Origin of the sequence: Enterobacter sp. DNB-S2 (genome assembly GCF_019443845.1) — a bacterium.
Lineage (GTDB): Bacteria > Pseudomonadota > Gammaproteobacteria > Enterobacterales > Enterobacteriaceae > Enterobacter > Enterobacter asburiae_B.
In genome coordinates this window covers 3,583,924-3,607,207 of sequence record NZ_CP050520.1, presented here as the reverse complement: position 1 = coordinate 3,607,207, position 23,284 = coordinate 3,583,924, and the positions used below count along the sequence as shown (strand labels likewise).

Here is a 23,284-nt window from a genome sequence, read left to right as displayed (position 1 = left end):
TATTTGTTCTGCAGCGCGGCTGACTCTAACAATAGAGCTATGTCAGATGCGCCGGAGTGAACCGTGAATTTCCAGCAACTTAAAATTATCCGTGAGGCGGCCAGGCGGGACTACAACCTGACCGAGGTCGCCAATATGCTTTATACCTCTCAGTCCGGCGTCAGCCGCCACATCCGCGAGCTGGAAGAGGAGCTGGGCATAGAGATCTTTATCCGTCGCGGCAAGCGGCTGCTCGGCATGACGGAGCCGGGTAAGGCTTTGCTCACCATCGCTGAGCGGATCCTCAACGAGGCCAGCAACGTGCGTCGTCTGGCGGATCTCTTTACCAATGACGCCTCGGGCGTACTCACCATCGCCACCACCCACACCCAGGCGCGCTACAGCCTGCCGCCGGTGATTAAAGCGTTCCGCGAACTTTTCCCCGACGTCCGTCTGGAACTCATCCAGGGCACGCCGCAGGAAATTGAAGTGCTGCTGCAAAACGGTGGGGCGGATATCGGCATTGCCAGCGAGCGCCTGAGCAACGACCCGCTGCTGGTGGCCTTCCCCTGGTTCCGCTGGTACCACAGCCTGTTACTCCCGGTCGATCATCCGCTGAATCAGGTTTCCCCTCTGACGCTGGAAGACGTCGCGAAATGGCCGTTGATCACCTACCGCCAGGGGATCACCGGACGTTCGCGCATTGATGAAGCCTTCAACCGCAAAGGGCTAACGCCGGACGTGGTGCTGAGCGCGCAGGATTCTGACGTGATCAAAACCTACGTCGAGCTGGGTCTGGGCATTGGCCTGGTGGCGGAACAGTCCAGCGGAGAACGCGAGGACGGGAACCTGGTGCGTCTTGATACGCGTCATCTGTTCGACGCCAATACCGTATGGCTTGGCCTGAAGCGCGGGCAGCTGCAGCGCAACTATGTGTGGCGCTTTATCGAGCTCTGCAACGCCGGGCTGTCGGTAGATGAGATTAAACGTCAGGTGATGGAGCCGGAAGAAGTGGCGATTGATTATCAGATTTAGGTGCTGATTTGCCCGGTAGCGCTGCGCTGACCGGGCTCATCGCTTAGCTGAACGGATATTTTTTAAAGACCGCCTGTGATTCAAATGATTCGGCAACCGCCTGAATCCCCCTAAAATCCGCTGCGTTAACGATGTGCGGGATCATCGACTGAATAAACGTCCAGACAACCGTGCTCGTGACGGCAACCTGATCGGGAACGGCGGAGGCCGGACGCGTCTTCAGCAAGGCATTCCATTCCCTGCAGGCCGCCAGCAGCTGGGTGGTAATGCGCTCGACCCATAAAGCGTGCTGCTTTTCCACCGGGCGCTGGTGGTGTTCATACACATTTTGCACGGCTTTCTCCGCGGCGGCGAGGATAAAGCCCAGCGTCTGAAGATCGTTTGCCAGCGCATCCGGCTCTACGGGCAGAAGTCTCCGCCCGGGTGCGGCCTGAGTCTCGAAATAATTCAATATCAATGACGAGTCCATCAAACGTATTCCGTTATCCAGAATCAGCGTGGGCGCTTTTACCGCGGGGTTGATTCGGGAGAACGCGTCGAAGGTGCTGAATACCGACAGCGGCTGACTTTCAAACTCAACGCCATAAAGTTCAAGGGAAATCGCCACGCGCCGTACATAAGGTGAATCCATCATGCCAACAAGCTTAATCATCGTTGCCGTTTTCCTGTCTCTGTGAAATAACGCGTTATTGAAGAGGATGAACAGACAGTACAATACAAACTTCCTGGCGAATATCTTCAGTATCTTACCGTAAAGGTTAGTATTACTGACATGTGGGCAAGTTGCCGTTATACATCCAGCGCGGATAAGGGAGTGCTTTCATGTCGGATTTTCCACCCATTGCCAGTTTGCGAAGCTTTGAAGCCGTCGCCCGTCTTGGCAGCGTGACGCTGGCGGCGAAAGAACTCCACGTTACCCATTCCGCTATCAGCCAGCAGATCAAAGTGCTGGAGGAGATGGTGGGCGTTAAGCTCTTTATCCGTCAGGGACGCGGGGTGCAGATCAACGAAGAAGGGCGGCTCTATGCCTTACAGGTACGCGAGGCGTTGAACCATATTGCGGATGCCACCCGGCTTGTACAGGTGAAGCCGAGAAAGCAGGAGCTGACGCTGGCGATGGTTCCGTCTTTTGGATGCCACTGGCTGTTGCCGCGTCTGGAACGCTTTCGGGCGAAATATCCGCTTATCACCCTTCGGATCCAGGCCAGCCTGACGGTCACCAGCCTGCAGCAGGAAGGAACAGATATCGCGATACGAATGGGGAAGGGAAACTGGGAAGGGAGCGAAAGCCATTACCTTTTTTCCGATGAGCTTATTGTGGTGGCCGCACCCGGCTATAACGACGGTGTGCTGCCCGCTACGCCGGCTGAGATTGCAAAAAGTCATATTATTTTTTCCATGGAGTCGTGGAAAACGTGGTGCGTGAATGCGGGGCTGGAGAAAGAGATCGTGCCTGGCGGTTTATGCATTAACGACTCGAATTTAATTATCGAAGCCGTTCGGCTCGGGAAAGGGATCGCGCTGGAGCGCCGCTCTCTGGTTCAGGATGCCATCACCCGGGGTGAACTGGTCCAGCTAACTTCCATTACCGCGCCGTATCCCTGGCCTTACTGGCTGGTGAAAGCGCGGTCAACGGAGACGAAGCCCGAGGTGGCTCTTTTTGTCGCGTGGCTGGATGAGGAAGTGGCGGCCTGGCGGCAGTTGCTGGGCTGCTGAACTTTTTCCGATGCTGCTCGTAACAAAATGAATATCCAACAAGGGATACATAGAATTACTCCGGCACGCATTCAGTATTTCCGTAACCCCACAAGATTCTGCTTTTCCATCTCTGCATAATCATCGCTATAGCTTTGCACGTATATAGCTTTTGATCTATATTGAATGGGAGGTTTTGTGTGGGCAATTAACACGACGGACAGGTTTGATCGCTGGTTCACTTTGCTTGACGATACCGAACGCGCCAGCGTACTTGCAGCACTGCTTGTTTTGCGAGAGAAGGGGCCGGGTTTATCGAGACCCTACGCTGATACGCTTAAAGGCTCTCGTTACAGCAACATGAAAGAGCTACGTATTCAGAGTAAGGGCGATCCCTTGCGGGCGTTTTTCGCCTTTGATCCAAACCGCACGGGTATCGTGCTTTGTGCTGGCAATAAGGTCGGCAATGAAAGGCGATTCTACGATGAGATGCTTCTCGTTGCTGACCAGGAATTCACTCACTGGCTGGATACATTAAAAGAGAGGGAATAGCGCGATGGGAAGAACCCTTGAGCAGCTTATAGCGGATGAAAAGCCGGAGGTTGTCGCCAGCGCTCAGGCGATAGCAACGGATATTTTGCTCAACATTCATCTTGCTGAGTTACGCGAGAAAGTACAAAAAACGCAGGTAGAAATGGCGCAGGCGTTGGGTATCAGGCAACCTACCGTTGCGGTAATGGAAAAGCCCGGGCGCGATTTGAAACTCTCTTCTCTCAAGCGCTACGTTGAGGCTGCGGGCGGAAAGCTGCGGCTTGATGTGGAGCTGCCGGATGGCTCGCACTATGAGTTTGTGCTGTAGGGCAGAAAAGCAAAAAACCTGCTTCAAAACCGCCAGCATGACCGTCACTCGCGGTGATGAACGAATAGATGCAGTTATTTATGGGTAGAAGTGGGGACATGCTGCTGCATCAATTCAACGATCCAATCAATAAAAACGCGCAGTTTGGCGTTAACGTGGCGGTTCGGCGGAAAGGCCAGATACAGGGGCATTGGATCAATACGCCAGTCTTCAAATAGCGGAATCAAGGAGCCACAAGCCTGATGTGCTGCCGCCATATAGACGGGTAGCGCAATCACGCCTAATCCCGCGAGCCCGGCTTCGAGGTAGGCATTGCCATCATCCACTGCAAGCACGTAGCTTCCCGTGATTTCAATATGTTCGCTCTCACCGTGCAGTACCAGAGGATCAACCTTGCCGGTGCGTGAGGACAAGAATCCCACTATGCGATGGTCCGTGTTTTCCAGCTCTCGCGGATGCGCAGGTGCGCCGAGGCGTTCCACATAGCTCGGTGCGACGTAAACACCGATTTGCAAATCGCCGACATGGCGTGCGATCAGAGACTGGTCATTGATTTCCCCGCCGCGCACGACGCAATCCACGTTGTCGCCAATCAGATCCACCACCCGGTCACTCACGCCCATGTCGAACTGGATATCAGGGTAGCGCGCGTGAAAAGCCGGTAGCGCGGGCACCAGCACCAGGCGAGCGAGAGGAGTGGGCACGTCCACCCGTAGTCGCCCCCGGGGCGTCATCGTCGCACTGGACAGGCTGTTTTCAGCATCTTCCATGTCCGCCAGCAGGCGGATGACGCGCTCGTAGTAGACCGCGCCATCAGGAGTTACACCGAGCCTGCGGGTGGTGCGGTGGAGCAGCTTGACGCGCAGGCGCGCTTCCAGCTGTTGAATAAGCTGCGTCACCGTGGTTTTGCTCATATGAAGCGTTTGGGCAGCCCTGGTGAAACTGCCTGCCTCAACTACGCGAGCAAAGGCGCGCATCGCATCGAAACGATCCATCCGTTGTTCTCTCTTTTCACCGATTGTTTGGATATTACAAACAATGATGGACAAAGTCGCTTGTTTATCCGCCCGCTACAGCAACTGTAAAGTGTGTTTATGTTCACCGGGCCGATTTCGCCCCATTACAGAGGCACGAACATGACAACACGCGAAGCCGTTTTTCCCTTCGGTCGGCAGGCGCTCTACGAGCGCAACCGGTATTCACCCGCCATCAAATCTAACGGCTTCCTGTTTGTTTCGGGACAGGTTGGTAGCCGGGAGGATGGTTCGCCTGAAGAGGATCTCAACGCGCAGATCCGGCTGGCATTCGATAACCTTAATGCTGTTCTCGCAGCTGCGGGCTGCACGTTCGGTGACGTGGTTGACGTTACCCTCTTTGTCGTCGATCCCGAGTCAAACCTCGACGCAATCTGGAGTATCCTGCCAAAATATTGGGGGGGAGCGCCTTACCCGACGTTGACCGGGATCGGCGTGACGTGGCTGTACGGATTCCAGTTTGAGATTAAGGTGATTGCCAGGCTGCCCTGAGCGTTACGGGTCTTTCCGACGGTCAAAAGACAATACAGCGGGCGCAGCTCCGATCCGGAAGCCGCCTCGCATTTCGTTTATCCGATTCGCCATAACCCTTTGAACCGCAAAAAGAGTTTTTTATTATCAGCCTTCTTAGTTCCGCGCTTCGTTCCCGCCTGCACTGTCCTTCGATGGATAACGGCTTTATGGACACCTAAATACGAAAAGGAAATCACCATGAATCTGATGACTAATTGTGCACTTCCCGCCATGAATGTTATATTAAAATATAATATCCGGAGGTGCGCTATGTATACAACTCGTCTGAAAAAGGTCGGCGGATCCATCATGCTGGCGGTTCCTCCCGCCGTGCTGAAAACGCTGGAGCTGTCGACGGACAGCGAAGTCGGCATGACCATTAATAATGGCTGCCTGATTATTGAACCCCAGAAGCGGCCTCACTATTCGCTTGAGGAGCTGCTGGCGCAGTGCGATCCGCACGCTGAAATGAGCGAAGAGGAGCGGGAATGGATCGATGCGCCTGCGGTGGGCAGGGAGATCCTGTAAATGGACAGAGGGGAAATCTGGCTTGTTTCACTGGATCCGATTGCTGGCCACGAGCAAAGTGGAAAACGTCCGGTTCTTATCGTATCGAAGGCATCGTTTAACAAGCTGACCCGGTTACCGGTAGTGGTTCCCGTCACCAGCGGCGGAAACTTTGCACGTACAGCAGGTTTCACCGTTTCACTGGAAGGGGCGGGGACAACAACAACGGGCGTTATTCGCTGTGACCAGCCCAGAACCATTGATATGTCTGCCCGGAACGGCATGCGGCTGGAACGCATCCCTGACGCCGTTGTAAATGAAGTGCTTGCCAGGCTGGATGCGATTCTGAATTAACATCAGTGACGCAGAAAAGCAAAAAGCCTGCTTCAAAAGCAGGCTTTTCAAATTTGGCTCCTCTGACTGGACTCGAACCAGTGACATACGGATTAACAGTCCGCCGTTCTACCGACTGAACTACAGAGGAATCGTGTGAACGAGGCGCATAGTAGCGACCTCAGTACGCCTTGTCAAAGGGTGAAAACGCACTTTTCATTTGTTTGCCGACAATTTCAGCAAATCGCTGATTTTATAGCAAATTCGCGTTGAAATTACACAGCAAAATGCGCCGCCCGCAGGCGGCGCGCAGGATCAGAACAGTACGGAGTAGTTCAGACCAAACGTACGTCCGCGGCCTTTATAGGTATACAGCCCCGGTGCGCCGTAGGTTGGGCTATACAGCCCCGGCGCGCGCTGGCCCCAGGCGGTGGTGTAGTCTTTGTCCAGCAGGTTTTCCACGCTGAAGCTGACCTTACCCACCGGCAGGGCGTAGCTGCCCAGGAAGTCGACCGTGTTATAACCATCGATCTTCTTGCCGTCGGAGTCTGACACGTCAAAGGTCTGCGTGCTCTGCACGCGCAGGGTCCAGTCGCCCGGCGCCCAGTTGACCCATGCGCTGGCTTTCGACGGGCTTGCGCTGTCAACCGTCAGCTTCTCCCATTTGCCGTTTTCGCGCGTTTCAGACTTGATGGCGTTAAAGTTCGCACCGGTGCTCCAGTCGCTGTCGGTGAAGAAATAGTCCACCTGACCTTCAACCCCGTAGATACGACGCTTGTCGTCTTCCAGGTTGATGGTCATATCCGTCTTGTTGATGGTGATGGTTTTATCAGAGAGCGAGTAATACGCCGCGACCTGCGTGCGCAGGTTATCGCCGGTGTAACGCCAGCCCAGCTCATAAGCGTTGACCTTGATACCGTCCAGCGTCGAGTCGTTCACGTTGACGCTGTTCAGCAGGCGATAGTGACCGTTGCTGAGCTGATAGGTGCCGGAGCCGTAGTACTTCGCCAGGTCCGGAATTTCGAAGCCCTGGGAGAAGTTAAACCACAGCTGCTGCTGTTCGGTCAGGCGACCGAGGATCCCGGCGTTAAACAGGAAGTTGTTGTAATCGGTTTTCCCGCCCGGCACCGCATCGGCGGAGGTGGCTTTCCCGGTGGCGATGGCCTGCTGCTGGGTATAACCGACAAAGTCGTCCACCTTGTTTTCGGTGTACTGATAACGCACGCCGCCGCTCAGGGTGATGGCGTCAATGTCGTAGCTGGCCTGCAGGAACGGGGCGAGGTTGGTGATGCTGTAGCCCGGGTAACGGCCCACGTTGTAGGCGTTATCCAGCTCCATGCCGCCGCTCGCCGCGGCCTTGCTCAGGTTAAAGAACTGCTGGTTGGCATCGAAGGTTTCGTGGTCGGCATCCACACCCCAGGTCAGCGTTAAATCGTCCACCGGCTTGCTGTTCAGCGTCAGCTTGCCGCCGTAGAAATCTGTTTTCTGCTGGGACGCGCCGATGCTGCTCACCACGCCTTTGGTCAGTGTCGGGAACGGATAATAGGTCAGGCTCTCGTCGCGATAGTAAATCTGCGCGACCAGATCCTGGCCCCAGAAATCGGTATTGGAGTACTGCAGGTTAATCAGATGGCGCTCGGTGCCCGGTACGCGGTCAGAATCAAGATTATCTTTGTTGTACGCGGTCGCATCGCCTGTTACCGCCGAGAAGTTTTTCCCGAGATACAGCCCATGCTTGCCGTCGGACTCGCTCTTGTAGTACTGGGTCGTCAGCTGCAGCTGCTGACGATCGTCAATGTTGATGGTGCCTGTGCCCATCACATCTATACGGTCGGAATACTGGAGGCCGGTCTGGGTGTTATCGATAATCACCTCGTTGCCTTTGCCGTCATACCAGCCGCCGTAGCGCTGATACGACACCGACAGACGACCGGAGGCGTTGTCGTTGCCGCCGCTTACGGCTGCCGACACGTTCTCATCGCGATCGTTGTGGCTGTTAAACCCGCTCTTTGCCCCGGTCTGGAACTCAACTTCGGTATCCGGCTGGCCCTTTTTGGTGACGATGTTCACCAGGCCGCCGGTGCTGCCGCCGCCGTAGAGCGAGGTGGCGCCGGAGATCACTTCGATACGGTCAATGTTGAACGGATCGATAGAGTCCAGCTGGCGGCTGTCGCTGCGGGACGAGTTCAGGCGAACGCCGTCCACCATCACCATCATTGAGCGGCCGCGCAGGTTCATGCCGTAGTTGGTACGGCCCTGGCTGCTGACGTCCATGCCCGGGATCAGCTGCGCCAGCACTTCTTTAATCTCTTTCCCGCCCTGAACCTGCTGCTCAATTTCAGCTCGCTCGATGACCCAGGTGGTCTGCGCCATCTCCGCCACGCTGCGGTGCGCGCGGCTGGCGGAGACCACGATATTTTCTTCCTTTTGTTCTTCCGCCCACGCAGAGGTAGAAAGCATTGCAAGCAAGCAAGGATTTAAAACCCAAAGATGAGAACGTTTCATTGTTATGTTGATCCTGATTGTGTGTGTCAGTACTCGGTTGTTTTTGCTAACGATTTAAAAACCGGGCTATTCTCCGGGCTGGTGGTGCTGCGCCAGTGGATAACGCCGGGTGTGGTAGCCAGCTCAAACGGCTCGTCGGCGTGTGCGCGATTAAGAATTCGCGCCGCGCGCCAGGCCATCAGGCTGAGCTGGGGTTCGGCAATGCCGAGACGGTGCATCCCGGCGTTCACGGCGAACAGGCGGTTGCTCTGCGGGCCGTCCCATTCGAGGGTGAAATCGTTGTTAATGCAGAAGGCTTCGTCCGTATCCAGATGCAGGCGGTGAGACAGCGGCGCGAGGAACGCGGGCTGCACGGCGCGGTAGCCGGTGGCGAAAATCACCACGTCGCTCTCCAGCTGCTCGCGGCCGCCGTCGAGGTGATGCTGAATGCTCAGGCGATGGCCGTTTTCCTGGCGCGTCAGGGACGTCACCGAGCGGGACGGCAGGAGATGCGCCCAGGGTTTTTCACGCAGCACTTCGAAGCGGTGGTACATGGCGCGGTAAATCGCCAGCAGGGACTCGGTGGTGATCCCGTCGGACGTCATCTTCTGCTCGTGCAGCATCTGCCGACGGGCCTCTTCACCCAGCGTGGAGAAGCTGTCCACGTACTCCGGCGTGAAATACTCGTTGGCAAAGGCGGCTTCATCCAGCGCATTATAGTTATTGCGGCGCGATACCCAGTTCAGGCTCAGCGGCTGGCCCCATTCGCCGCGGAAGATATTCAAAAACAGGTCGGCCCCGCTCTGGCCGCCGCCGACGACGGTGACGCGCTTGCCCGCGAGATCCGGCGTGCGCAGCATCATCTCGCTGGCGTGGAAGCAGGTATCGTCCTGCGCGGTGACGCAGTCAGGCAGGTTGATCTGTTTGCCAATCCCCACGCAGACGTGGCGCGCCAGGAAACGGTCGCGCTGGGTCACCACCTCAAACAGGCCGCTTTTCTCATCAAAGCTCACCTGCTGTACCTGCTGGCTGAAGGCGAGATTGGTGAGGTTTTCCGCCGCCCAGCACAGGTAGTCCGCAAACTCTTCGCGGGAGACGGTGCGCTGCTCGGTGGTCAGGAAGCGGTAGAACTTTTTGCGCTGCACCAGGTAGTTCAGGAAGCTGTGGCGGTTGGTCGGCTCCACGGCACTGACCAGGTCCTTCAGGAAGCTGGTCTGCATGTGGCAGTCCGGCACCATCATCCCCGGGTGCCAGGAGAAGTGCGGTTTACGCTCAAGGAACAGCGAGCTAAAGCCGTCCAGCCCTTCGGCCAGAGCGGCGATGCTGAGGTTAAACGGGCCAATACCAATGCCGATGAAATCATAGGTTTTCATTGCGCTGACTCCCGGGAGGCGAGAAAAAGAGGGTTATCAAGGTCGGTGACGTAGTTCGGCAGCATGCGGCTGCCGCCGTCGTGTTCGGAGAAGGTCAGTTTGACCGGGTTGAGGATCACGCGAATAATCTGCGGCTTGAAAAGATCGAATTTGGCGAAGCGTTCTGCCAGATCCGGGTGCGCCGCCATATAACCCCGTAAAACCCCGGCCAGAATCTGGTAGAAACGCGTTTCGCTCACGCCGCATTGCAGCGTGAGGCGCGAGATAAAGCGCAGCACCGTCACAAAGTTACCGGTTTGCAGGTCGTGAATAATGTAATCCGCGCTGAGGCGCGCCGTGACGGCCTTCACCTGCTCCGGCAGGCTCTGGGCCTGCGGGAAATCCTCATCCACCAGGCGCATATCGCCCTGGAAATCCTTCAGCAGGATGCGCTGCGGGACGTAATCCTTCATCACCAGCGTCACGTTCTGGCCGTGGGCGATCAGCGCCACGCCGTAGCGGCAGAGCAGGTGATAGAACGGGATCACCGTTGCCTCGAACAGCTTTTCAAGCCACGCGTCGGCGCTTAGCCCCGAGCGTTTAATCCACGCGTCGATCAGCGGGCGCCCGGCGTTATCGGTTTCCATCAGCGCCGCCATCAGCACCGCCTGTTCACCGTCTTCTACATAACAGGACGGATTCTCGCGCCAGATCACTCCCAGCATCTCCTGATAGCGGTAGGGCGCTTTCGGCAATGCGGCATAGCCCGGATGCGACAGATAACCGGCGGCGGGTTCGCCAAGCACCTGAGCACCGGAGCGGATCAGCGTGGCGTCGGTAGCGAACTGCTGCTGCAGCCAGCACGAAGCCAGCGGCCCGGCGGCAATGTACTTGCCCGGGATGCCGCGGTAGCAGGAGGTGTTGTAGATGGTCAGCGGAAGCTTGATGTCATACGGCGCGCGACGGCTGGCGTTGGTGAGCGTGCGCAGGGACTGCTGTGCCAGATACTCGTCGCCAAATTCGCCCAGCTCAACCATCTCACCGCGCGCCAGCTGCGCCAGGAAATGAATGGCGATCTTCTGCTGCCACTGCCACGGGTGCAGCGGCACCGGCAGCCAGCCGTCGTTGAGACCCAGCGCCTGCCAGCGGTCGTTGAAGCGGGCGAGCTCGGCGTTGTCCATGGCGCTGGCCAGCAGAGCGTTGATATCGCAATCGGCGTCGCTGCTCCAGACCAGATGCTCTCGCTGAACGGCGACCCAGTGCAGGCGAAAACGTCCGCGATACTCAGGCGCGTACTGACGCAGCGCGTCCAGGCCCCAGCCGCGGCGACCTTTGTTGAAAATAAACTTCGGGTGACCGCTCATCAGACACTGTAATTCGTCCGGGTCGAGGTGGATCAGCGCGTCCGCGTCCAGCGCTTCACGCGCCTGCAGCAGCTGCATGTCGCCGCGCAGCGTGGCGTAGAGATCTTCCATATGCTCTGCCGTTTGCGCGTCGCTCATCTCCAGCACTTTCGCCAGCTGCAGCAGCGCGCGTTCCGCTTCCACGGCATCGCCGCTGGCTGTAGTCAGGGTATCCGGGTCGATATGCAGCCAGCCCCAGATCCCGCGCGTGGCGCGAAACTGCCAGGACTCGTTGCCCATGGTGATGCGCCAGCCGTCCGACGAAACCGGCTCAGCGCGCAGGGTGCGTTCGTACTCCAGCTCGGCGAGGATCTTCGCCACCATCTCGCGGTTCACTTTCTGCCAGAGCGCGTTCACAGTTCCACCTCGCTGAAGAAGCGGTGGCGCTGGCTCATGATGAGGCGCGAGCGCTTGTGCGGGAAGTCGAACTCTTTCACCGTCTCGAAACCGGCGGAGGCCAGATGGCGGAACAGGCGCTGGTTGTCGAAGCGCGGCTCGGCGACAATTCGCGCGGTGCGCGGTTCATCGAGATACAGATAGTGGCTCAGGCCGCGCAGCCAGCTGCGGATGTACTGCGCGCCGCGCCAGTTCTCTTCGCCCACCAGCATGTGCAGCCCGCGGTCAAACGGCTGCCAGCGGTAGTGGCGGCCAATGCGGTCTTCTGGCGCCCAGTAGAGCTCAAAATAGCCGAACGGCTGGTCATCGAAGCAGCCGATAACCGGGTAGCAGTAGGTCGAGTCAAGCTGACGGCGCAGGTAGTTTTCCTGCTCGGCCTGCGGGCCCGCCATCTCCCAGAAGGCGTTCACGCGCGGGTTGTTCATCCAGCGCGTAAAGCGCTCGCCGTCCAGCGCCACGTCGGCCACGCGGAAGCTGAGGGTGCGCTTAATTTGCGGATCGTAACGACGGTACACTTCGCCCTGCGGGCGGTGAGGACGCAGCGGGAAGTACAGCTGACGGCTTTCATCAAACTGCATCCCGCCGCTGGCCTGCGGCCGTTCGCCTTTCAGCCACAGCGGCAGCTGCCAGAAGGTGTCGCGTGCCAGATAGTCCCCGTGGGCCAGGCTAAACAGCGCCTGCGCCTGGGGTTCATCCTGCCAGGTTGCCCAGGTCAGGGTAACGCCGGTCAGCGCGGGCGCGGCAACAAACAGCTGATCGAGTGCTTCGACCAGCCAGCCGTCCGGGATCCCATTCAGACGCTCCAGCACTGCGCTGCCGTCGAGACCCAACGTCAGCGGCAGCGCGCGATCCGTTGCGGTGCAGCGAAAGCCGTAGCCGGAATGGACGATATTCGCGATGGACATTACGCCTTCTCCTTGTAAAACGGGTTGCTAAAGTCGAAATAGATCACCGCCGGATCGACGATGGTGTTTTCATTGCGATCGTGCAGGTAGCAGAAGAAGTTGCCTTTGCAGTTCCAGGTCGGGCTGTCGAGGACGTAGTCGAGGCAGCGGGTCTGCTTCGCCGTGCGGCGCAGTTCGGCCAGCGCGTCGCGCACGCGGGACATCAGGTTCTCCTCGCTGTCAAAACCGGCGGCGGCGAGGGCGGCGGTGACGGCAAGGGTAGAGTTCAGCAGCAGGTAATAAGGGAAGTAGCGCAGCAGCTGGCTCTCACCGAAGCGGTTTTCCACCTCCGTTTCACCCGCTGAATTCAGCCACGCGTCGGCCCCTTCGGTCCATGCACTGCCCTGGCAGTCGCGGTAGATAAGCCCGACGGGGAAATCCTGCTGCATCTCAACGAGGATATTTTGCTGGTGCGCCAGCAGGACCAGACCGTAGTCCGCCTCGGCGCTGAACAGCGGGAGCAACACGCGGTCGCAATAGGCGTCCAGCCAGCAGCGGGCGGCCTGGGCGAGGGGTAAATCCAGACGCTGGCTCAGACGGCGCACCGCGGAGGCCAGCAGGCTGTCGCCGCCGTCCGGCGCGGCCTGGGTCAGGCTCACCAGCACGTTGGTCTGGGTGTCTGGCGTATCGAACAGCAGATTGACGCGCAGGGCCATCAGGCTCTCTTCCTGAATAACGCCGCTTTCGTCACGCAGCCCCGCCCAGCCGTCTTCCTGCATCACGCGCATGGTCGGGTAGCGGGCCTGTAATTCTTGCCAGCGTTCCGTTTTCGCCAGACGCGCCAGGCGCATTCCGCGCTTAACTTCTTTGACCGACAGCGTGCGCACGGAGTTGGTCAGGCGCACGCTGAGGGAGAACTTAATCATGTCGCTGTTGGTTTCGCTGTACAGCGAGCGGGAGGAGCTGGTGGGCAGCCACTGCGCGCCCGCTTCACCCAGGTCCTGCAATGCACCGTTTTCCGCCAGACGCTGGCACCAGTCCTGCTCCAGCAGAAAGTCGGCCTGCCACGGATGCATCGGCAGCAGCCAGCGGGTGTCGGTGAAGTGGCCGAGCAGCTCAGGCGCGCTCTGGGCCGCGAAGCGCAGCAGGCGCTCGCGCAGGGAGACGTTCAGGCTGTCGCCGGCAACGAGCGCGCTCTCAACGGCAAACCAGCGCAGCGGGAAGCGGGAGGCGAAATCAGGAAGATAGCGACGCGCCTCTGTTTCGTTGAACGGTTCGTGCGACTTCGGCGCCGGGTGAAACGCGTGGCCGACCAGCAGCGCCTGTTCCGCTTCAGCAAACGTCAGTGGCTTATCGCGCAGGTTTACCCAGCCGTGGCGGAGATCGATCGCCTGCCAGGTGTGGGCATGGCTTTCGAGAACGCGCTGCTTAAAACGCGCCAGCGTATCGGCATCCAGCGAGCCTTTTACTGACGGTTTTTCAAGAATTAAATCAACCAGTTGATCAAATGTGACGGCGTCACCGTCATCACTGTTGCTCTGAAGAAGCGTGGCCGGGAAACGGTACTGATGATGCTGGGTGGGAGAGAAATAGCGTACCGGAACCCGAAGCGCCTGGGTTTGGGACAGCGGGATATGAATGTTCGGTAACGCATCCGCAGCGGTAGCGGGGAGATAGCGCCAGTCCTTCGTTTCGCGCAACAGGGCGTTCAAAAAACACTGGGCTGCAACGTCTGTACCGGCAGAGCGGGGCAGAGCACGCATAGATGTACCTCATTCCATGATTGATAATAATTCTCGTTATGATATTCATTCTGTTTACAGTCGCAACCATTTTTGCAATATTTGTTTTCATAAACTTCATGATTTCCACACATTTATTGACACTATGTTCACATTCTCATGCGCGCTGACTCAGAAACATTGACCGAAAAGGTCATCTCAAAAGCCAACTGGCCCCTGGCGCTATGTGCGGGTTTATTAGGTATCGGGCAAAACGGCCTGCTGGTGATGCTCCCGCAGCTGGTGACCCTGACCGGGCTGTCGCTCTCGGTCTGGGCCGGTCTGCTGATGTTCGGAACCATGCTCTTTTTACCGGCCTCGCCCTGGTGGGGACGCCAGAGCGAGCGGCGGGGATGTAAGGCCGTGATGCTGGCCTCGCTGAGCGGCTATCTGGCCAGTTTCGCCGTCATGGCGCTGGTGGTCTGGGCGATGGCGGCCGGAAGGCTGGATACCGTCTGGGGACTGGCGGGACTGATTCTTTCACGTCTGCTTTACGGACTGACGGTCTCGGGGCTGGTGCCTGCGGCCCAGACGTGGGCTATTCAGCGTGCGGGGCTGGAGAAGAGAATGGCGGCGCTGGCGACGATAAGCTCCGGCCTCAGCTGCGGACGTTTGCTCGGCCCGCCGCTGGCGGCGCTGATGCTCAGCGTCAGCCCGGTGGCGCCGCTCTGGCTGATGGCGATCGCGCCGTTAATCGCCCTGTTGCTGATTCTTCGCGAAGCCGCAGACCCGCCGCTGCCGCCGGTGGCGCACCAGGCGACCCGCCTGCAGGCCTCGATGCTGCCGTTCCTGCTGCTGGCGCTGCTGCTGGCGGCGCTGGTCAGCCTGATGCAGCTTGGCCTGTCACCGCATCTTAGCCCTCTGCTGGAGGGCAACGCCCGGGAGATCAGCCATCATGTTGCGCTTCTTCTAAGCCTGGCCGCGCTGGCCACGCTCGCGGCGCAGTTTCTGGTGGTCCGCCCGCAGCATTTCACCCCGGTGACCTTGCTCTGCATCGCGGCGGTGTTAATGGTCGCAGGGCTTGGGCTGATGACCGTCGCGAGTTTAACGCTGTTCTACGTAGGGATTGTTATCACTTCACTCGGGGCGGCGATGGCCACGCCGGGCTACCAGCTGCTGCTGAACGACAGACTGACCACCGGGAAAGGCGCGGGCGTTATCGCCACCAGCCACACGTTAGGCTACGGCGTCAGCGCGCTGCTGGTGCCTGTGGTGACGCGCTTTTACGGCGAGCAGTCTTTGATGGTGGCCGCATGGGGAATGGCAGTGCTGTTTTTAGCGTTGAGCATAGGGGTACGGTCATCCGAGCGGACCCCTGCTGAAAAGCCTTAATGGATCTGGCGGGAGGAATGGCCGCCAGACTCCTCATTTTGCCGCAGACGCTGGAGCGGATCCTGCTGATAAAACTGGCAGAAACGCTGCCACAGCGCCGGGAAGCGGGGCGCGAAAAGCTCGGGCGCGCTGAAGAAATACTCCGAGAGCACCGCAAAGCACTCGGCCGGGTCGGTTGCCGCATAGGCGTCAATGCTGGCTGCGCTTTCGCCCACCAGGTCTATTTCATCCTGGATGTTGTCCATCGCCGCGTGCAGATCGTGCTCCCAGCCCGCCACCTCGCGAAGCGGGATCAGCGGTACTCCGCTGGCGCGATCGCCGTTGCGGGTATCGAGCTTATGCGCCACTTCATGGATAACCAGATTAAAACCGGACGCATCGAACGAGTCCTGAATGTCGAGCCAGTTGAGGATAATCGGTCCCTGCTGCCAGCTTTGTCCGGACTGCACCACGCGCTGGTTGTGCACCAGCCCGATGTCATCTTCCCACTCGTCATCGACGATAAAGGGAGCCGGATAGATCAGCACTTCGTGGAAGCCATCCAGCCACTCGATACCCAATTCAAGCACTGGCAGACAGAAAAGCAGGGCGATGCGCGCGTTTTTAAGGGGATCGAGTTCGAAACCCTGCAGTGGAACCAGGCGTTTTTGCTGTAAAAAACGATCCGCCAGCTGAACCAGTTTCGCTTGTTCATCCGGCTTAAGATTAGCCAGAACAGGGATCGTCAGCGCGTCATCCCATGGCAGCGCCATATCCCGGCCAGCTTCATTCGTTTTCCAGGGCCACTTTATCATCGCTTTGCTCGCAAACTCGTCACTTGAACAAAAATGGGAAAGTCAGGTTGGTTAAGATGCCAGAAAATCGCTCACTGCGACAATTCCAGCCTGAATAAACTATCATTCGTACGTAGCGGTGGGTAGCGGTTTACGGGCATCACCTTCATTTTGTGAAGTCTGTCGTAGCCTGCATCCACAGGTCTAGTGAAGAAATCAGTACGGTATTGAAAAGATGAGCGATTTCAAAGGTAACAAGCAGAACCTGCCCAGCCGGGCGTGCGCGCACTGCCAGCGGCCCATGACGTGGCGCAAAAAATGGGCAAAATGCTGGGATGAGGTCAAATACTGTTCCGAGCGCTGTCGAAGGAGCCACCGTTGACCGAACTGCGCCTGATCCTCGGCGATCAGCTTAATCCGCACCACAGCTGGTTCGATGCCTGCAATCCAAATGTCATTTACGTGATGCTTGAGCTGCGGGCCGAAACCGCGTACGTGCTTCACCACGCTCAGAAAGTGATCGCCATTTTTGCGGCCATGCGCGCGTTTGCCTCTGCGTTAAAGGAGAAGGGGCATCGGGTGAGGTATGTCCGGCTCTCTGACGACTCAAACCGCGGCGCGCTGGAAGACAATCTCAACGCGCTTGTCGCGCATTACGGCGCCGACAGGGTGATATGGCAGGAGCCCGACGAATGGCGCCTGGACACGCAGCTGCAGGCGTGGGCGAAAGCGGCGTCCGTCGAAACGGCCTGCGTCAGCAGCGAGCATTTCTTCACCACCCGTGAACAGGTGAGCGCGTTCTTTGCGACGCGCAAAAGCTGGCGAATGGAGTACTTTTACCGGGAAATGCGTCGTCAGAACGGCATACTGTTAACCTCAGAAGGCGAGCCGGAAGGGGGGGAATGGAATTTTGATGCTGAAAATCGCAAACGCTGGTCCGGCGAGCCGCCCGCGCCGGACGACTCGCGTCCCAGCCACGATTATTCAGCCTTATGGGCGGAGATCCAGCGCTGCGGCGTAAACACCTTCGGCGAACCGCAGGCCGGGAATTTTCGCTGGCCGCTCAGCCGTTCGGAAGCCAAAGCCAGGCTGGATGAATTTATCGCTCGCGTGCTCCCGCAGTTCGGCGCCTGGCAGGACGCGATGCACGCTGAGGAGCCTTTTCTGTTCCACTCGTTAATTTCATTCGCGCTGAACACCAAAATGCTTAATCCCCGGGAAGTGGTGGCTGCCGCCCAGCAGGCATGGCGTTCGGGCCATGCGCCGCTGCCTGCCGTCGAAGGGTTTATCCGACAAATTCTCGGCTGGCGGGAGTACGTGCGTGGGATCTACTGGTCTCAGATGCCGGGCTATCGGGAGCTGAATGCCTTAGACCAGCACGCCCCGCTGCCGGACTGGTTCTGGACCGGCAGGACGCAGATGCGCTGCCTGGCGCATGCGATTGGGCAGTCCCTCACCGAGGCTTACGCCCACCATATCCAGCGCCTGATGGTCATCGGGAACTTTTGCCTGCTCAGCGGCCTGTCGCCGCAGGCGGTTCATGAATGGTATCTGGGGGTCTATATTGATGCCTTTGAATGGGTGGAGCTGCCCAATACCCTCGGAATGAGCCAGTTTGGCGATGGCGGGTTGCTGGCCAGTAAACCCTACGTCTCAAGCGCGTCGTATATTCATAAGATGAGTAACTACTGTCAGGGGTGCCGGTATCAACACAGCCAGCGTACCGGAGAGCTGGCGTGCCCCTTCAATGCCCTTTACTGGGATTTCTTTGCGCGCAACCAGGCGCGTCTGGGTAACAATCCCCGCCTGGGCATCGTCTTTAAACAGCTTGCGGACATGAAGGAAGAGGAGCGGCAGGCCATTGCCGATCGCGCCGGGTATATTCGCCTGCATCTCAACGAGCTCTGACGTATTTCACCACCGCGCCGGTTGCGGTGGGTTAATAAGACGCTATTATTTTTGACTTTGTTGCGTATTCCCTGACAGGACATCCAGACGCCATGCCCGTGAATTTTGACCTTAACGATCTTTATGCTTTCAGAGCGTTAGTGGAATACGGTAACTTCCGTGTCGCTGCTGAATCTATCTGCTTATCCCAGTCGGCGCTAAGCCGCAGGATTGAAAAGCTGGAAGCCGCGCTGGGAAACCGGCTGTTTGACCGTACCACCCGCCGCGTGTCCTTAACGTTATACGGGCAAAACTTTGCTGAACGCTCCGCGCAGCTGCTCGACAACGTTGAGTCAATGCTGGCGGATGTCGATAAGGTCAGTGAAGAGCGGACGGGGCTGATCACGGTTGCCACGGTGCCGTCCGCGGCCTGTTACTTTATGCCCGATGTGATCCGTCGTTTTCAGTCTCGCTATCCGCGGGTTCGCATTAAGCTCATCGACAGCAGCGCGGGGAATGTGATTGACGCCGTGGCCCGAAGCCAGGCTGATTTTGGTATCTGCTTCGCAGGAAACCTGCCGTCTGACATCGAATTTTTCCCGCTTGTGGAGGATGTCTATGTTGCGGCGTGCAGGAAGGATCACCCCCTGGCGCAGAAGAGTCACCTGACGTGGCAGGCCTTTTACCAGCAGGATTATATCTCCCTCGATAAAACGTCAGGTAACCGTAACCTGCTCGATCGGATGCTGGGGGATATCGTTCCCGAACGCCCCAGCGTCTGCGAAACGCGCCACGTTACCACGATGCTCGGTATGGTAGAGGCGGGGATCGGCATTGCTGCCGTTCCCGCCATGTCGATGCCGACGTCAGAGCACACGCTGCTGACGCATCTGCCGCTGGTGGCGCCGGAAGTGAAACGCACCGTGGGGCTTATCCGGCGCCGGGGGCGCATCCAGTCCTACATTGCGGCTGAACTGGAAAAACAGATCACCGAGCAGTATCGCCGGACGTAACGGGGATCATTCCCGTCTTCTGGATGACGTCCCTGGAGGGCGGTGAGGCGAGATAGGTCAGCAGCGCTTTCCCCTCTGCGGGATGTTCTGCATGGCGGGTGACCGCACCCGCGAAGCGCGTGATGTACTGCAGGTTATCCGGGATTTTCCCGATAAAGGTGACGCCCTGAACCGGCAGCAGCTCGCTGACCTGCTGGAAACCGACGGCGTATTTTCCTTTCGCCACTTCTGAGGCGACAGGGATACGCTCGACCATTGTCGCTTTACCCGCCACTTCTTTTTCAATCCCCATTTTTTTGAACAACGTCTGGCTGACGTACCTGCCGCTGGCGCTGTCAGAGTAGGCGATGGAGCTGGCCTGCAGCAGCGTTTTACGCAAAGCCGCCTCGCTGCTGATATCAGGGACATCCGCACCTTTTTTCACCACCATGCCAAGGGGGGAGTCCGCGAGTTCGGTTCGCGAACCCGGCTGGGTCTGGCCGGCTTTTTCGAGCTTCTCCAGCGCATCGCCCACCATAATCACCACGTCGGCTTTCTCGCCGCGCGCCAGTCGGTTTGGGATCGCCTGCGGCGTAGCGCCCATTGAGGGGCCGGGGATAATCACGATTTTATCCCCGGTCCGGCGTTCATAGTCCGGGGCCAGCTTTTCCAGGGCAGCCTTGAAGCCGCCTGAAATCATGACCTTCACGTCCTGGGCACAGGCATTAACGCTCAGGAGCGTCAGCACCAGCGCGCTGGCGGTAAAGCGATAAGTGCGTTTCATACTGCCCCCTGTGACTTGACGGTGTTTTGCAGCGATACCGCGCGGCGGCGGTAGAGGTAGAGCGTGGCCAGCAGGGCGCACACGGCAGCGAAACTCATCCAGTAGCCAGGCGAGGCTTTGTCACCGGTGTATTCAATCAGCGCGGTGGACATGACCGGGGTAAAGCCGCCAAAGACCGCCGTTGCCAGGCTGTAAGCCAGAGAGAACCCCGCCACGCGCACTTCAGCAGGCATAATCTCCGTCAGGGCCGGGATCATCGCGCCGTTGTACAGGCCGTAAAGGAAGGAGAGCCACAGCAGCACGCTCAGCATCATGGAGAAGCTGGGCGCGCTCGCCAGCAGCGTCAGGGCGGGGTAGCTGGTCGCCAGCGCCAGCAGGGCCATGGCAATCAGCACCGGCTTGCGCCCGAAGCGATCCGACAGCGCGCCGCCCACCGGCAGCCAGATGAAGTTAGAAATCGCCACCAGCAGCGTGACCAGCAGGCTGTCCGAGGCGCTGAGCATCAGCACCTTTTTGCCAAAGGTGGGGGCGTAGACGGTGATCAGGTAGAACGCGGTGGTGGTCATCGCCACCATCAGCATGCCCGCGACCACCACCTGCCAGTTGCCAAGGAGCGTTTTAAAGACCTGACGCATCTCCAGATGCTGGCGGCGCGCGCTGAACTCTTCCGTCTCCTCCAGCTTGCGGCGCAGGAAAAAGATAAACGGCACGATTAAGCAGCCGAACAGGAACGGGATGCGCCAGCCCCATTCGCGAATGGCGCTCTCCTCCATCAGGGCATTCAGGGCAAAGCCCATCGCCGCGGCGACCATAATGGCGACCTGCTGGCTGCCGGACTGCCAGCTGGTGTAAAACCCTTTGCGGCCCGGCGTGGCGATTTCAGCCAGATAAACCGAGACGCCTCCAAGCTCCGCTCCGGCGGAAAAGCCCTGCAGCAGACGGCCCGTCAGCACCAGCAGCGGCGCCCACAGACCGATGCTTTGATAAGAGGGGATAAGCACGATCAGGAACGTCCCCGCCGCCATGATGGAAAGCGTGACGATTAGCCCCTTTCTGCGACCTACCTTGTCGATATATGCGCCAAGCACGATGGCGCCTATTGGACGCATCAAAAAGCCCGCGCCGAAGACGGCGAAGGTCATCATCAGCGACGCAAATTCACTGCTCGCCGGGAAGAACGTGTGGGCGATGTAGGTGGCATAGAAGCCGAACAGAAAGAAATCGAACTGCTCAAGAAAGTTGCCGGACGTCACGCGGAGTATGGCGCCCGCTTTCGAGCGTACGGTTGCAGGTGAGGTTGAGGAAAACATGGTTATCTCCAGTTTATTGTTGACGTTTTACGCGTCTGTTTTTGAAAACTGGATCAGGATGAGGAAATAGATAAGCGCAAATGCCGCATCGGCTGATGCACGTTTTGCATGAATAGCCTTCGCGGGATCAATACAATTAATGACAACAATAACTTAACAATTAATTGATTTTTTATTCACCACTTTTTGCTAAGTGGCTGATATCACGGTTTTGTGACATGACGCAGGCTCATGTCTTTCTGCGACTGCCGGGCAGCGTTGCGCCACCCGGCCTGTCTCAACCTAGCGCTGTGAACAACCCGCGCACTGTTTGTTCTGGATCTGCTGGAAGAAATCGTTGCCTTTGTCATCCACCAGGATAAACGCCGGGAAGTTCTCGACTTCAATTTTCCAGATGGCTTCCATTCCCAGCTCCGGATACGCGACGCATTCCAGGCTCTTAATGCTGTTTTGCGCCAGCACCGCTGCCGGGCCGCCAATGCTCCCCAGGTAGAAGCCGCCGTGTTTATGGCAGGCGTCGGTTACCTGCTGGCTGCGGTTGCCTTTCGCCAGCATGATCATGCTCGCGCCGTGGGATTGCAGTAAGTCCACATACGAGTCCATACGGCCAGCCGTGGTCGGGCCGAGTGAGCCAGAGGCGTAGCCTTCCGGCGTTTTGGCCGGGCCTGCGTAGTAGATCGGATGGTCTTTAACGTACTGCGGCAGCTCTTCACCGTTGTCGAGCAGCTCTTTCAGCTTCGCGTGGGCAATATCGCGCGCCACGATGATGGTCCCGTCCAGCGACAGGCGGGTAGAGACCGGGTGCGCGGAAAGCTGTGCCAGGATCTCCTTCATCGGCTTGTCCAGATTGATGCTCACCACGTCGCCTTCGCCCTGCTGGCGCAGTGATTCAGGAATATACTGACCCGGGTTGTGTTCCAGCTTCTCAATCCAGATCCCGTCGCGGTTGATCTTCGCTTTAATGTTGCGGTCTGCGGAGCAGGAGACGCCCATGCCAATTGGGCAGGAGGCGCCGTGGCGCGGCAGGCGGATCACGCGGATATCGTGGGCGAAGTATTTACCGCCGAACTGCGCGCCGAGGCCGAGGTTCTGCGCTTCCTGGAGCAGTTCCTGTTCGAGCTTAACGTCGCGGAACGCCTGGCCGTGTTCGTTACCTTCAGTTGGCAGCGCGTCGTAGTAGCGCGTGGAAGCGAGCTTCACGGTTTTCAGCGTGGCTTCCGCTGACGTTCCGCCAATCACAAACGCGATATGGTAAGGCGGGCAGGCCGCAGTGCCCAGGGTGCGCATCTTCTCAACCAGGTAGTTTTTCAGCTTCGCCGGGGTGATCAGCGCTTTGGTTTCCTGATAGAGGTAGGTTTTGTTGGCAGAACCGCCGCCTTTTGCCATGCACAGGAATTTGTATTCGTCCCCGTCCACGCTGTAGAGATCGATCTGCGCGGGCAGGTTGGTGCCGGTATTCACCTCTTTATACATGTCCAGCGCCGCATTCTGCGAATAGCGCAGGTTATCTTCAATGTAGGTGTTGTACACGCCCTGGCTCAGCGCCGCTTCGTCACCGCCGCCGGTCCAGACGCGCTGGCCTTTTTTACCCATGATGATCGCGGTGCCGGTGTCCTGACAGGTTGGCAGCACGCCTTTTGCGGCAATTTCAGAGTTACGCAGGAACTGCAGGGCAACGTATTTGTCGTTCTGGCTGGCTTCCGGGTCGTTGAGAATGGCGGCAACTTGCTTCTGATGGGAAGGACGCAGCATAAACGCGGCATCGTGGAAGGCCTGCTGCGCCAGCAGGGTCAGGGCTTCCGGCTCCACTTTCAGCACTTCCTGACCGTCGAATTCGGCAACGGAGACGTGCTCTTTGGTCAGCAGGTAGTATTCGGTGTCGTCATGGGAAAGAGGGAAGGGGTTCTGGTAGAAAAACGGTTTATTTGACATAGCGTATTGCTCCACAAAA

Annotated in this window: 22 protein-coding genes and 1 tRNA gene; 11 read left to right on the top strand and 12 right to left on the bottom strand. The window is 58.3% G+C overall.

Annotation, left to right across the window (positions count from 1 at the left end; all coding sequences use genetic code 11):
- Positions 1 to 63 precede the first annotated feature (63 nt).
- Positions 64 to 1,014 (top strand): HTH-type transcriptional regulator Cbl, encoded by a 951-nt coding sequence (gene cbl / locus HB664_RS17340; protein ID WP_023336219.1) that lies wholly within the window; start codon positions 64 to 66, stop codon positions 1,012 to 1,014.
- Between the two features lie 43 nt (positions 1,015 to 1,057).
- Here cbl and HB664_RS17335 read toward each other — a convergent pair whose 3' ends face one another.
- The gene (locus HB664_RS17335) at positions 1,058 to 1,663 is read right to left on the bottom strand and encodes a glutathione S-transferase family protein (RefSeq protein WP_258235895.1); all 606 of its coding nucleotides are present in this window, start codon (positions 1,661 to 1,663) and stop codon (positions 1,058 to 1,060) included.
- 173 nt (positions 1,664 to 1,836) lie between these two features.
- Here HB664_RS17335 and HB664_RS17330 point away from each other — a divergent pair, with 173 nt between their 5' ends.
- The 3 genes from HB664_RS17330 (at position 1,837) to HB664_RS17320 (ending at position 3,568) form a co-directional block, all read left to right on the top strand.
- Positions 1,837 to 2,730 (top strand): LysR substrate-binding domain-containing protein, encoded by an 894-nt coding sequence (locus tag HB664_RS17330; protein WP_219939885.1) that lies wholly within the window; start codon positions 1,837 to 1,839, stop codon positions 2,728 to 2,730.
- Between the two features lie 177 nt (positions 2,731 to 2,907).
- Positions 2,908 to 3,261: a type II toxin-antitoxin system RelE/ParE family toxin gene (locus tag HB664_RS17325; protein ID WP_219939884.1), complete on the top strand. Its 354-nt coding sequence runs from the start codon at positions 2,908 to 2,910 to the stop codon at positions 3,259 to 3,261.
- Positions 3,262 to 3,265: 4 nt separating this feature from the next.
- Entirely contained in the window at positions 3,266 to 3,568 is a 303-nt protein-coding gene (locus tag HB664_RS17320; RefSeq protein WP_029741460.1) for an XRE family transcriptional regulator, read from the top strand.
- 74 nt (positions 3,569 to 3,642) lie between these two features.
- Here the strand turns inward: HB664_RS17320 and HB664_RS17315 are convergent, their stop codons facing one another.
- Complete coding sequence (locus HB664_RS17315; RefSeq protein WP_126327674.1) at positions 3,643 to 4,563, bottom strand: LysR family transcriptional regulator; 921 nt, start codon at positions 4,561 to 4,563, stop codon at positions 3,643 to 3,645.
- Between the two features lie 141 nt (positions 4,564 to 4,704).
- Here HB664_RS17315 and HB664_RS17310 point away from each other — a divergent pair, with 141 nt between their 5' ends.
- The 3 genes from HB664_RS17310 (at position 4,705) to HB664_RS17300 (ending at position 5,976) form a co-directional block, all read left to right on the top strand.
- A complete protein-coding gene (locus tag HB664_RS17310; protein ID WP_219939883.1) occupies positions 4,705 to 5,094 on the top strand; it encodes a RidA family protein in 390 nt (129 codons plus the stop codon).
- A gap of 291 nt (positions 5,095 to 5,385) precedes the next feature.
- Positions 5,386 to 5,643: an antitoxin gene (locus HB664_RS17305; protein WP_033145928.1), complete on the top strand. Its 258-nt coding sequence runs from the start codon at positions 5,386 to 5,388 to the stop codon at positions 5,641 to 5,643.
- Positions 5,644 to 5,976 carry a type II toxin-antitoxin system PemK/MazF family toxin gene (locus HB664_RS17300; protein ID WP_032658722.1) on the top strand — a complete coding sequence of 111 codons (333 nt, stop codon included), beginning with the start codon at positions 5,644 to 5,646 and terminating at the stop codon, positions 5,974 to 5,976.
- Between the two features lie 54 nt (positions 5,977 to 6,030).
- Here the strand turns inward: HB664_RS17300 and HB664_RS17295 are convergent.
- The 6 genes from HB664_RS17295 to HB664_RS17270 form a co-directional block, all read right to left on the bottom strand.
- Positions 6,031 to 6,106 (bottom strand) — tRNA-Asn (locus tag HB664_RS17295).
- Between the two features lie 164 nt (positions 6,107 to 6,270).
- Entirely contained in the window at positions 6,271 to 8,460 is a 2,190-nt protein-coding gene (locus HB664_RS17290) for a TonB-dependent siderophore receptor (protein ID WP_045142987.1), read from the bottom strand.
- 26 nt (positions 8,461 to 8,486) lie between these two features.
- Positions 8,487 to 9,812: a lysine N(6)-hydroxylase/L-ornithine N(5)-oxygenase family protein gene (locus HB664_RS17285; protein WP_069303042.1), complete on the bottom strand. Its 1,326-nt coding sequence runs from the start codon at positions 9,810 to 9,812 to the stop codon at positions 8,487 to 8,489.
- Positions 9,809 to 11,551 (bottom strand): aerobactin synthase IucC, encoded by a 1,743-nt coding sequence (iucC, locus tag HB664_RS17280; protein ID WP_309137264.1) that lies wholly within the window; start codon positions 11,549 to 11,551, stop codon positions 9,809 to 9,811. The genes HB664_RS17285 and iucC overlap by 4 nt, the downstream gene beginning before the upstream one ends.
- Positions 11,548 to 12,495, bottom strand: coding sequence for a GNAT family N-acetyltransferase (locus tag HB664_RS17275; protein ID WP_219939882.1), 948 nt, complete (start codon positions 12,493 to 12,495; stop codon positions 11,548 to 11,550). Before HB664_RS17275 ends, iucC begins: the two co-directional genes overlap by 4 nt.
- Complete coding sequence (locus HB664_RS17270; protein WP_047061138.1) at positions 12,495 to 14,237, bottom strand: IucA/IucC family siderophore biosynthesis protein; 1,743 nt, start codon at positions 14,235 to 14,237, stop codon at positions 12,495 to 12,497. The genes HB664_RS17275 and HB664_RS17270 overlap by 1 nt, the downstream gene beginning before the upstream one ends.
- 138 nt (positions 14,238 to 14,375) lie before the next feature.
- On the opposite strand from HB664_RS17270, the gene HB664_RS17265 reads away from it, so the two are divergent.
- Entirely contained in the window at positions 14,376 to 15,587 is a 1,212-nt protein-coding gene (locus tag HB664_RS17265; protein ID WP_219939881.1) for an MFS transporter, read from the top strand.
- Here the strand turns inward: HB664_RS17265 and mtfA are convergent.
- The gene (mtfA, locus tag HB664_RS17260; protein ID WP_033145920.1) at positions 15,584 to 16,381 is read right to left on the bottom strand and encodes a DgsA anti-repressor MtfA; all 798 of its coding nucleotides are present in this window, start codon (positions 16,379 to 16,381) and stop codon (positions 15,584 to 15,586) included. The genes HB664_RS17265 and mtfA overlap by 4 nt on opposite strands.
- 214 nt (positions 16,382 to 16,595) lie before the next feature.
- Here mtfA and HB664_RS17255 point away from each other — a divergent pair, with 214 nt between their 5' ends.
- From HB664_RS17255 to HB664_RS17245, 3 genes are all read left to right on the top strand, one after another.
- Positions 16,596 to 16,742, top strand: a complete 147-nt coding sequence (locus HB664_RS17255) for a DUF2256 domain-containing protein (RefSeq protein WP_071789391.1) — start codon at positions 16,596 to 16,598, stop codon at positions 16,740 to 16,742.
- On the top strand, positions 16,739 to 18,268 hold the full coding sequence (locus HB664_RS17250; protein ID WP_219939880.1) for a cryptochrome/photolyase family protein: 1,530 nt from the start codon (positions 16,739 to 16,741) through the stop codon (positions 18,266 to 18,268). The genes HB664_RS17255 and HB664_RS17250 overlap by 4 nt, the downstream gene beginning before the upstream one ends.
- 92 nt (positions 18,269 to 18,360) lie before the next feature.
- Positions 18,361 to 19,260, top strand: coding sequence for a LysR family transcriptional regulator (locus HB664_RS17245; RefSeq protein ID WP_045142985.1), 900 nt, complete (start codon positions 18,361 to 18,363; stop codon positions 19,258 to 19,260).
- Here the strand turns inward: HB664_RS17245 and HB664_RS17240 are convergent.
- The 3 genes from HB664_RS17240 to fumA form a co-directional block, all read right to left on the bottom strand.
- On the bottom strand, positions 19,235 to 20,023 hold the full coding sequence (locus tag HB664_RS17240) for a substrate-binding domain-containing protein (RefSeq protein WP_219939879.1): 789 nt from the start codon (positions 20,021 to 20,023) through the stop codon (positions 19,235 to 19,237). The two genes, HB664_RS17245 and HB664_RS17240, sit on opposite strands and share 26 nt — an antisense overlap.
- Positions 20,020 to 21,333, bottom strand: a complete 1,314-nt coding sequence (locus HB664_RS17235; RefSeq protein WP_029741700.1) for an MFS transporter — start codon at positions 21,331 to 21,333, stop codon at positions 20,020 to 20,022. The genes HB664_RS17240 and HB664_RS17235 overlap by 4 nt, the downstream gene beginning before the upstream one ends.
- Positions 21,334 to 21,615: 282 nt before the next feature.
- Positions 21,616 to 23,265, bottom strand: a complete 1,650-nt coding sequence (gene fumA, locus HB664_RS17230) for a class I fumarate hydratase FumA (protein ID WP_219939878.1) — start codon at positions 23,263 to 23,265, stop codon at positions 21,616 to 21,618.
- Positions 23,266 to 23,284: the final 19 nt, after the last annotated feature.